Origin of the sequence: Pseudomonas sp. (assembly GCF_030147005.1) — a bacterium.
Classification (GTDB): domain Bacteria; phylum Pseudomonadota; class Gammaproteobacteria; order Pseudomonadales; family Pseudomonadaceae; genus Aquipseudomonas.
Genome location: NZ_JASLAW010000218.1, coordinates 1 through 10,238, shown reverse-complemented (window position 1 = coordinate 10,238; position 10,238 = coordinate 1). Strand labels below are relative to the sequence as shown.

At 56.9% G+C, this 10,238-nt stretch carries 12 protein-coding genes; 4 read left to right on the top strand and 8 right to left on the bottom strand.

The features are described from left to right. Positions 1 to 98: 98 nt before the first annotated feature. From Q1V60_RS20510 to Q1V60_RS20480, 7 genes are all read right to left on the bottom strand, one after another. Positions 99 to 401 (bottom strand): hypothetical protein, encoded by a 303-nt coding sequence (locus tag Q1V60_RS20510; protein WP_300634006.1) that lies wholly within the window; start codon positions 399 to 401, stop codon positions 99 to 101. Positions 402 to 623: 222 nt separating this feature from the next. Continuing rightward, a complete protein-coding gene (gene flgE / locus Q1V60_RS20505) occupies positions 624 to 1,934 on the bottom strand; it encodes a flagellar hook protein FlgE (RefSeq protein ID WP_300634004.1) in 1,311 nt (436 codons plus the stop codon). Positions 1,935 to 1,965: 31 nt separating this feature from the next. Next, the gene (gene flgD, locus Q1V60_RS20500) at positions 1,966 to 2,685 is read right to left on the bottom strand and encodes a flagellar hook assembly protein FlgD (protein ID WP_300634002.1); all 720 of its coding nucleotides are present in this window, start codon (positions 2,683 to 2,685) and stop codon (positions 1,966 to 1,968) included. Between the two features lie 16 nt (positions 2,686 to 2,701). Beyond that, entirely contained in the window at positions 2,702 to 3,145 is a 444-nt protein-coding gene (gene flgC, locus Q1V60_RS20495; RefSeq protein WP_024076985.1) for a flagellar basal body rod protein FlgC, read from the bottom strand. A 3-nt stretch (positions 3,146 to 3,148) separates the two neighbouring features. Next, on the bottom strand, positions 3,149 to 3,556 hold the full coding sequence (gene flgB / locus Q1V60_RS20490) for a flagellar basal body rod protein FlgB (RefSeq protein WP_300633999.1): 408 nt from the start codon (positions 3,554 to 3,556) through the stop codon (positions 3,149 to 3,151). Positions 3,557 to 3,860: 304 nt separating this feature from the next. Then, the gene (gene cheR / locus Q1V60_RS20485) at positions 3,861 to 4,688 is read right to left on the bottom strand and encodes a protein-glutamate O-methyltransferase CheR (RefSeq protein ID WP_300633997.1); all 828 of its coding nucleotides are present in this window, start codon (positions 4,686 to 4,688) and stop codon (positions 3,861 to 3,863) included. Between the two features lie 42 nt (positions 4,689 to 4,730). Continuing rightward, on the bottom strand, positions 4,731 to 5,663 hold the full coding sequence (locus Q1V60_RS20480) for a chemotaxis protein CheV (protein WP_300633994.1): 933 nt from the start codon (positions 5,661 to 5,663) through the stop codon (positions 4,731 to 4,733). 75 nt (positions 5,664 to 5,738) lie between these two features. Between Q1V60_RS20480 and flgA the strand changes: the two genes are divergently transcribed. The 4 genes from flgA (at position 5,739) to Q1V60_RS20460 (ending at position 8,328) form a co-directional block, all read left to right on the top strand. After that, positions 5,739 to 6,503: a flagellar basal body P-ring formation chaperone FlgA gene (flgA, locus tag Q1V60_RS20475; RefSeq protein WP_300633992.1), complete on the top strand. Its 765-nt coding sequence runs from the start codon at positions 5,739 to 5,741 to the stop codon at positions 6,501 to 6,503. 142 nt (positions 6,504 to 6,645) lie between these two features. After that, positions 6,646 to 6,963 (top strand): flagellar biosynthesis anti-sigma factor FlgM, encoded by a 318-nt coding sequence (flgM, locus tag Q1V60_RS20470; RefSeq protein WP_300633990.1) that lies wholly within the window; start codon positions 6,646 to 6,648, stop codon positions 6,961 to 6,963. 48 nt (positions 6,964 to 7,011) lie between these two features. After that, positions 7,012 to 7,482 carry a flagellar protein FlgN gene (locus Q1V60_RS20465; protein ID WP_300633988.1) on the top strand — a complete coding sequence of 157 codons (471 nt, stop codon included), beginning with the start codon at positions 7,012 to 7,014 and terminating at the stop codon, positions 7,480 to 7,482. 96 nt (positions 7,483 to 7,578) lie between these two features. Continuing rightward, positions 7,579 to 8,328, top strand: coding sequence for a flagellar brake protein (locus Q1V60_RS20460; protein WP_300633986.1), 750 nt, complete (start codon positions 7,579 to 7,581; stop codon positions 8,326 to 8,328). 61 nt (positions 8,329 to 8,389) lie between these two features. Here the strand turns inward: Q1V60_RS20460 and Q1V60_RS20455 are convergent, their stop codons facing one another. After that, the gene (locus tag Q1V60_RS20455) at positions 8,390 to 9,781 is read right to left on the bottom strand and encodes an MFS transporter (protein ID WP_300633985.1); all 1,392 of its coding nucleotides are present in this window, start codon (positions 9,779 to 9,781) and stop codon (positions 8,390 to 8,392) included. Positions 9,782 to 10,238: the final 457 nt, after the last annotated feature.

Sequence of the window (10,238 nt, the reverse complement as noted above, 5' to 3'; positions counted from 1 at the left end):
GGCCTTTAACAAACTGCTCGATCAGTTCTTGGGGGATCGAGGGTAACTCCCTCGCTGCTGCATTGGCGGGCTTCTTTTTAGTCGGCATACATGCACCTCTAGCTACATGTTATGCCCGAACACAAAATTTCTGACAGTCTCGGAAACAGCTCCGGAAACATAGCCTTCAACCACGCCAACCAAGCCCTATCGGCATCGTTCTTCAGCTGTTCGAGAATCTCCTTGAATTTCTCGTTCCCCAACTTCTCACGCAGCGCATTCAACTTGTCGCGCGTGTCCTGCAGCGTCTGCGTCTTGCCTGACTGCTTCGCCTCGAGCAGCTCGTTGAGTAAGCCTTTAACCGCTGCCTTGTCGGCATCAGGCGCGACCGGTGTCGGCTCATTCCTCACCACGCCCGGCATAAATCCAGCACGTCTGGTATCGGCTGTTAAACCCCCTGTACTCCACATACCCCGCCCCCATGATTGGTGAACCTCTCCGGCTCTGGTCCGATCAGTGGCAAGACGGGTATGTCGCGTTCCTTCCTCTGGCAGTTAACGAGTAACCTGATGTGCCTGGGGCAATTTTCCTACACCCACAAAAAAGCCCCTCTTACGAGGGGCTTCCTGTGGAGCGTGAACGCATCAGGTCATCTGAATGATGGTCTGCATGATGGTGCTCTGGGTGGAGATGGTCTTGGCGTTTGCCTGGTAGTTGCTCTGGGCCTTGATCAGGTCCACCAACTCGTTGGTCAGGTTGACGTTGGAGTTCTCCAGGGAGTTAGCCACGATCGAACCCAAGGTACCGGCTTGAGGGGTGTCATAGCCAGGCTGACCCGAAGCGAAGGTCTCTTTCCAGGTGGTGCCACCGGAGGGTTGCAGGCCCTGTTCGTTGTTGAAGCTGGCCAACGAAATCTGGCCGACAGCCTTGCTCTGCTGGTTACTGAAGGTGGCGAACAGCACGCCGCTGCCGTCGATCTTCAGGCCGGTAATCTGGCCGGTGGCATAGCCATCGGTAACCGGAGGGTTACGATACGTGGCCGAGTTGTACTGAGTGATGTTGGCCATGTTGACGGCGATGCCGGTCGGGTTGGCATTTGCACCGTTAGGTTTCCATACACCGTCCGTCACCGTACCCGGTACCCAGCCGGTAACCGTTAGCGTCTTATCAGACACACCGCCGGTCACCACGCTGGTGAGCTTGCCGGCGCCATCGAAGGTCAATGTCGAGGCCACGGGTGGAGTCGACGGTGTGCCGGTCGGTGACGAGCCGTCAGGGTTGCGACCGTCAATCAGCGTATAGGCATTCCACTTGTTGCCGTCGGTTTTCACCAGGTATTGCACCATTGGGTGCGCGTTGCCCTGGGTGTCGTACAAAGTGGTGCTGTATTGGGTGGTGAAGGTATCGGTCTTGGTGGGATCGAACGGCTTGGCCGTTTGGTCGATCACCGGCTCGGAAGAGTTAAGGTTACTGGTGGAGTCCACCTTGGTGGATGCCTTGGGCGGCAGGTTCGTCAGGTTCAGTTGCAGGTCGGTCAGGCCGCCCTTGATGATCTTGCCATCATCACCCGCCGCGTAACCTTGCAGACGCGAGGTACCGGTGTTGTCGGTGATGTAGCCGTCTTTGTCGGCACGAAAGGCACCGCTACGGGTGTATTCCAGCGAGCCGTCACTGCCCTTCTGTACGAAGAAGCCGCCACCCTGGATCGCCATGTCCAGGATACCGCCGCTGCCGTTCACATCACCTTGAGTGAATTGCTGCGAGACCGCCGCCAGGTTTACACCATTGCCGATGCTGTTCTGGCCGGTGCCCAGTTTGGACGCCGCGTAGATGTCCGCGAATTCCGCACGGGATGACTTGAAGCCAGTGGTCGCGACGTTGGCGATGTTGTTGCCGGTCACGTCCAATTGTTTGTTGGCCGCATAGAGGCCGCTAAGGCCGATATTAAAAGACATGTTTCTCTCCCTCTGCCGTCGTTAGCCGGCTCTATGTACCAATAGTCTGAATTTGCGACAGCTTGACGCTGCCCATGCCGCCTGCAAGGTTCAGCAGCATTTCGCCACCGGTCTTGCTCAGCGTTACGCTGGTCACCGTGGCCGGCAGCGAAGTGGCCAGGGCAACCGCATCGCCCTTGTCGTTCTTGGTGGAGGCCGCAAAGGTGTAAGTGCCGGCTGGGGCAACCTCACCCTTGTCGTTCTTGCCATCCCAGATAAAGTCCGAAGAGCCTGCGCTCTGGGCGCCCATATCAAGGGTGCGCACCACATTGCCATCTTTGTCGGTGATTTTGATCGAGACGTTGCCCGTCGTCGCCGGCACCGCCACCGAACCGTTCATGCTCTTGCTGGTATCGACCAGCGCCTTGTCCGTCTGGGTGATGATCGAACGCCCCACCAGCGAAGAAGCCTGCAGTGCCTGCGAAGAGCTGAAGTTGCTCGAGATGTTATTGACCGAGTCATTCAGGGTGTTGATGCCTTCCAGGCTGCTGAACTGAGCGAGCTGGGCCACGAACGCTCCGTTATCCTGCGGCGACAACGGGTTCTGGTTTTTCAGCTGGGTCACCAGCAACTGCAGGAACGCATCCTTGCCCAGGGCCTGGTTGCCCGTGGCCGCTTTGGAAACATTCGATACATTATTTGAAGCGTCCTTGACCTTGGAATTGAACAGGTCCTGGACTGCCGTGTTGTTCGACGTATCAACGATGGCCATTATTTGGCGCCCCTTATCACTGACCCAGGGTCAGGACCTTCTGCATCATGGTTTTGGCGGTGTTCATCATTTCCGCGTTGGTCTGGAACGAACGGCTGGCGGAAATCATGTCGGCCATTTCCTCGACCACATTGACGTTGGGGTAGTAGACATAACCCTTTTCGTTCGCAGCCGGATGGTTGGGCTCGTAGCGCGCTTCGAGGTTGCTCTGGTCTTCGACCACACCCAGCACCTGCACGCCCTGGCCGGCGGCATCCTGGTTCTGGAACAGCGAATCACTGCCACCGCTCTGGCCGCCCTGGAACATGGTGGCGAACACCGGATGACGGGCACGGTAAGTCTGGTCAATGCTCGAAGACACGGTTTCGGCGTTGGCGATGTTACTGGCGACGGTGTTCAAACGCGTGGTTTGCGCGCTCATGCCACTGCCGGCAATATTGAAAACACTGGACAGGGACATGGCTTATTCTCCACGCAGGGCTGACATCAGCCCTTTGAATTTGCTGTTGAGCAGGGTAAAGCTGGCCTGGAAATTCACCGAGTTTTCGGCGTAGTTCGATTGTTCCAGTTGAGCATCGACGGTGTTCTGGTCGATCGACGGCTGCATCGGCGTGCGATACAGCAGCGACTCATCACCACCGCTCAAGCCTTGCGCTTCGATATGACGGTTGTTGGTCATGTTCAAAGCGAAGGTGCCGTTCTTGGTCTTGTCCTGCTGTGCGGCGAGCACGGCGGAGAAGTCCAGGTCCCGAGCCTTGTAGTTCGGGGTATCGGCGTTGGCAATGTTGTTGGCCAGGACTTCGGCACGCTGGGCGCGAAAGCCCAGGGCTTGTTCATGGATACCGAGCGCTTTATCGAAACTGATGCTCATGGCGGAAACCTTTAGGCTGACCTGCTGTTCGTTAACAGGGTTATAGCAAGGTGCATGCCAATTCAGGGAACGCCCGTATATCAAGGGCTTGCAGGAAGTTTGCCAGCGGCAATGCCAGAAAAGCGGCAAGCAGTCTCCGCATGGCGTCAGTAAAGCGGCAATCTGGGTGGGGGCTTTGCCGCTAAAACAAATGTGGGAGCGGGCTTGCTCACGAAAACGGTGGATCAATCACTCAAGAGCGTGACTGAAGTACCGCATTCGCGAGCAAACCCGCTCCCACAATTTTGGGTTTCGTCGACCCGGCTTACTTGGCCTGGTAGATGATCCCCGGGCTGCACTGCACCATCTGATAGTGATCCGGCAGGCCGTTCAATGCCTCGGAAGCACCGAGGAACAAATAACCGCCACGCTTGAGCGTGCCATGGATGCGCAACAGGATGTCTTTCTTCACTTCGGCCGAGAAATAAATCAGCACATTGCGGCAGAACACCATGTCGAATTTGCCCAGGCTGGCGTAGCTGTCGAGCAGGTTGAACGAGCGGAACTCCACGCGATTCTTGATCGGCGCCTTGACCGCCCAGCGCCCTGCCCCTTTCGGGTCAAAGAAACGCTGCAGACGCTCCTGGGACAAACCACGGCCCAGGGCCAGGCTGTCGTACTCACCCGTCTTGCAGTTGGTGAGCATGGTGCCGGACAAGTCCGTCGCCACAATTTGTGCGCCGGCTTTCAACTGGCCCATGTTGGTACGCTCGAACTCGTCGATGGACATCGAGATCGAATACGGTTCCTGCCCCGAGGAGCAAGCCGCCGACCAGATACGCAGGCGCTGGCCCGGACTCGCCTTGATGGCTTCCGGCAGCACTTTGTTCTTGAGCACCTCAAATGGGTAGGTGTCGCGAAACCACAGGGTTTCGTTGGTGGTCATGGCATCGACCACCATTTCCTTGAGCCCGCTGCGCGGCTGCCCCTGGATCCGCTGCACCAACTCACTCAGGGACTTGATGCCCTGCTGCTCCATCAGCTTGTTGAGACGGCTGGATACCAGGTACTGCTTGTTTTCACCAAGCAATATGCCACAGGCTTTTTCCAGGAATACCCGGAACTGCTCGAAATCCAAATTACCCGTAGACAATGATACCGCCTCTTAAATCGTGTGACCGCCAGGGGAAATCCCCTAGCCGTGATCTGCTGCCTTGATCCGGTCGACTACCCGGGATGCGAGGTCATCAGGTCGGAATTTAGCCAGGAAGTCATCTGCACCGACCTTCTTGACCATTGCCTGATTGAATACCCCCGACAACGAAGTATGCAGGATGATATGCAACTTTTGCATGCGCGGATCGCTGCGTATCTCAGCGGTGAGGGTATAGCCGTCCATTTCCGGCATTTCAATGTCGGAGATCATCATCAAGAATTCTTCTTCCGGCTTCTTGCCTTCATCCACCAACTTGCGCAGGTAATCCAAGGCTTGGCGCCCGTCATTGAGGGCCACCACGTCGACGCCGACGGTCTGCAGGCACCGCGTGACCTGCTTGCGAGCGACAGAGGAGTCATCCACGGTCAGCACCCGCAGGGACACCGCCTTGTGCGCCGTCTCGGCATCCACCACGCCGACCGAAATGGTCTCTGAGGTAGGCGCCACTTCGGCGAGGATTTTCTCCACGTCGATGATTTCCACCAGCTGGTTATCCACCCGCGTCACGGCCGTCAGGTAGTGATCGCGTCCGGTGCCCTTGGGCGGCGGATGGATCTCTTCCCAGTTCATATTGACGATACGTTCCACCGAGCGCACCAGGAAACCCTGGGTCTTGGTGTTGTACTCGGTAATGATCACGAACGGGTTCTGACGGTCCTGCAGACCAGCGGAACCGGTAGCCATTGCCAAATCAAGAATCGGAATGGTCGCGCCACGGATATTGGCTACGCCGCACACTACCGGACTGGATTTGGGCATGATCGTCAGCTTGGGACATTGCAATACTTCACGCACTTTAAACACGTTGATGCCGTACAGCTGTTTGCCGTCCAAGCGAAAAAGCAACAACTCCAGGCGATTCTGCCCTACCAGCTGTGTGCGCTGGTTTACTGAATCCATTACACCTGCCATGCCCAGACTCCTAAATCCCAGAGGTACGATGCGTACCCAACACTAAACGGCACGAGCTTTGCTATTTGGTTGGCTATGGATATTAAAACGACAGTTTCCCGACGCCCTTGCCGCCCAAAGTACCGCAGACTGCTCTGCGCCGCGATGGCGCTGCTTGTCTGGGGCGTGGGCGTCACGGCTCGCGCCGATAACGTCACCCTGCCTGATGTACTTATCGGCGTCACCCAAGGCTTTCTTGAATACACTGTAGAAGAATATCTGGCGACCACACAGACACCGGGGCGCTATGAGATTCAAGTCAACCAGTTGGACCCGCGCCTGCGCATGCCGATGTGTGACAAGGAATTGACAGCCACCCTGGAAAGCCCGGCCCAGCCCATCGGCCGGGTGACCGTTAAACTACGCTGTGAAGGCGCCTCGCCCTGGACTGTGTTTGTGCCGGCCCAAGTCAAATTGTTCCGCGACGTAGTGGTGGTGGCGCGGCCGTTGAAGCGCACCGGCATTGTTGGTAATGACGATGTTGCGCTGCGTGAACGGGATATCAGCCTGATCAACCAGGGTTATCTGACCTCTCCGGACCAGGCCATCGGGCAGAGGCTTACCCGACCAATGGTCACCGATCAGGTCATCACGCTTGTTCATCTGGAACAGGCTGAAGTGATTCGCAAGGGCGATCAGGTGGTGATTTCCGCCAGCAGCGGCGGGTTGAACGTACGAATGCCGGGTGAGGCGCTGTCCAACGGCGGTATGAGCGAACAGATCCGAGTCAAGAACCTCAACTCCAACCGTGTGATCAAGGCGCGCGTGACGGCCCCTGGCCAAGTCGAGGTAGCACTATAGATAACTGGAATCAATAGCCCGCTTTTCCTACACTGTGGGTTGGATGCCGAGCCGTACAGGTTTTATTGTCACTCGAGCCTAAAGTTTGTTCGGGTATGGCCGAAAACATGGCAAGCGTCCATATACCCAGAGGTTTTTTATCATGGTCATTGATTTCAATCGTTTAAATAGCACCCAGCCCTTGCCGGGTAATACGCGTACCAGCGGTGCCAAGGAAAGCGTAGAAGCCAAGTCTCAGCCGCTGCCCGCCAAGGCAGAGCAGGCGAGCGCGAGTGGGGAATCGGTACACCTGAGCAATGAGGCTCAACAGTTGCAGAAAGTCACTGACTCGTTGCGCGATCAACCGATTGTCAATAAAGCCCGTGTGGCCGAATTGAAACAGGCGATCGCCGATGGCACTTATACAGTCGACAGCAACCGTGTAGCCAGCAAGCTGCTTAACTTCGAAGCCGAGCGCTAGGCAAAGGCCTGCGCTGGGCTTCTGGACGCTTAACACCCAAGGCCAGCCATGCACCACGACGAACATTTGCTTGAACTGATCATTAATGATCTGGCGCCGACGCAACAATTGCTCGAGCTGCTTAAAGAGGAGTCCCTGGCACTGTATGGCCGGGATATGCCGCTGCTCGAAGAAATACTGGCGCGCAAACAGTCGCTGATCGTGCTGCTCGAACAGCACGGCAAGAAGCGCAGCGAGATTCTCATGAGCCTCGGCCTGCCCGCCGATCACGACGGCCTGGCACAGCTGGCGAGTCACTCCTCGGTCGGCGATCAATTGCTGGTACAAAGCAAAGAACTCAATCAACTGCTCACCCAGTGCCAGGAAGCCAACCTGCTCAACGGCCAGTCGATTCAGCTTCAGCAGGCCACCACCGCCAATCAATTACGCATACTCCATGGCGGCGAGCCTCCGGCCCTGTATAACGCCCAAGGTTCCACTTCACGCCTGGTCAAGCCAAGCACCCGCAGCCAGGCCTGACGTCGGTTTACAGCGCGACCTATCCAAGTTGCGCCAGATACTGGCAAAATGCCGGTTCTTGCGAGTAGTCGTATATTGCCTGGAGATGGAACAACCGTGTTCAACGCCCCTAATGCGGAAGATGCACCGCAGCCACCGAAGGTCCTCACCACGCCTCTGGAAATCGCCAGCACTCTGCGAATGCTCCAAGAAAGCCATGATCCACTGATCATCACTTTCAACGAACGCAGCCAACGCTTCCAAAGTTATCTCGTGGACATCGACCGGGACAGCAAGACGCTGGTACTGGACGAAATGATTCCGCGTGACGGTGAACGCCACCTCGAAAGTGGCGAATCCTTTCGCATCGAAGGTTTCCATGATGGTGTGCGGGTTGCCTGGGAAAGTAACGGCACCCTGAGCATCAGCGAGAAAGACGGCCACCGCATCTACAAGGGCAGCCTGCCCGCCGAGGTGATCTACCATCAACGTCGTAATGCGTTCCGCGCTGCATTGAAGTTGGCGCAGTTGGTGGACATCGAACTGGGTGGCGAGAAGCTTAAGGCACCGATCGGCGGCAAGCTGCTGGACATCTCGGCCACCGGTTGCAAATTGCGCTTTGAAGGCGACATTTCCGAACGCTTGCAACTGGGCCAGGTCTATGACCGCTTTATCGCCGCGCTACCGTTCGGCAGCATGACTACCTCTGTCGAGTTGCGTTACCTGCATTTCGAAGACAAGATCAACACAACCTTCGCGGGGATACGCTTCCATAACATGAGCGGCCTGGTGCAGCGTCAGGTGGAGCGTGTTGTGTATCAACTGCAGCGTGAAGCGCGACGTTTCGACAAGGATGACGACCTGTAAGCCTTGAGCGCGGAAGTAAAAAAAACGGGCAGATCCTGATGGGATCTGCCCGTTTTTTTGTTCAGGGACGCGCCCTGCTCAGATCATGGGGATGATCTTCCGAGTCCGCTGACTCCGCTGGAGCCTGCTCAGCCGGCTCGTCAACCGTCGCGGCCTGGTCGGCGTCGGAGTCGGGCTCTGAATCAGGAACAGTGACCTGCATCTGCTCCTGTACCACCTGTTCATCCACTCGCGGGTCCAGCGCGGCCACCAACGGAGAGCTGGACATACTGTCAGGCATCGCCACGTGATGCAGGGGTGCATCGTCTACCTGATGCAGGTTAGTCACCGCCTTCGGCCGAATACGCCATACCAGGATCACTGCGCATAGGCTGAAGAATGCATACAGCATCTGGCTGCCGAACAGCTTCATCACCACGCCAGCCAAGAGCGGGCCGACACTGGCACCCACGCCGTAAGTCATCAGCAACATCGCGGTCAGCGATACCCTGCGGTCACCTTCCACATGGTCGTTGGAAAAAGCCACTGCCAACGGGTAAAGGCAAAACTGCACGAGTGAACATAGAAAGCCCGCCACGAACAGCACTTCCAGAGGGACCTGAGTCATGATCGCCAAGGGCAACGCCGCCACCGCCAAACACAAGGCAAAGCAGCGAATCAGCAGCGCGCGGTCGTAGCGGTCCGACAACCAGCCCAAAGGCCACTGCACGAGCAGTCCAGCGAAAATACAGGACCCCATGAACAGACCGACTTGCTCGGTCGTCAATCCCTGCTGGGAGGCATAGAGCGGCGCAAGGCCGTAGAACGAGCCGACAATCAGTCCGGCCCCCAGCACCGTGCTGAGAGACTGTGGCACACGCTTGATGAAGAAACGCGGCTCCATTGGGGCCGGGTGCAACGCGGCGGGGTGAATACGTCGGGTCATGGCCACCGGCACCAGGCACAGGGCAAAGCACAGCGCCACCAGCATCAACAGTTCAAGCCCCAGGTGGGGATGCATTACCAGTATCAGTTGGCCCAGCACCAGTCCGAGGTAGGAGGCGATCATATAACCGCTGAACACTACGCCGCGCTGCTTGGCATCTGCCTGCTCGTTGAGCCAGCTTTCGATGACCATGTACTGGCACATCATCCCCAGACCCACGATCATCCGCAGTACGATCCAGGCCGGTAGCCAATCGATCAAGCCATGACCCAGCACAGCCGCGCCGACAATCCCGGCGCAGGTAGCGTAGGCGCGTATATGCCCGACACGGGCAATCAACCGGTGCCCGATCTTGCCACCCAGCACCAGTCCAAAGTAGTTGGCAGCCATCAGCGCACCCACCCACAGGCTGTCGACATTGTCAGCCGCCAAGCGCAAGGCTAAATAAGTACTGAGCAGGCCGGAGCCGATCAGCATCATCAAGGAGGCAAAATAAAGGGCTCGAAAAGATTTCCAGATTTGGCGCATCGGCGTTCCGAGCGGCTCCTTGCAGTGAGGGGACAGGGCTATCGCATGATAGTCCGCGGTGGTCGAGTCCGGACTGGTGGCATAAGCCATTCCGGGAATTATTTTGCTTACAGCTCAGACGCTGCAGGCGTGTATGCGAGATACATAGAGCGGAGATAAATATACAACGCACCACCTGTGAACCTTGATCATGAGCAAGGTTCGACTGGTGTTTGGATATCTGCCATAAAATATTTGAATAAAGCGATCTATAGATGCTGAGCATGTCCGGTACGTTCGCACTAGCGTCGGCGGCATTTGCGAGCAAGCACGTACCTGCAGGGAATGGGGTTTTCGATCGCCCAAAACAAAACCCCTGTTTGCGCAAGCAAACAGGGGTTCTGGAATTTAATCTTGACGATGACCTACTCTCACATGGGGAAACCCCACACTACCATCGGCGATGCATCGTTTCACT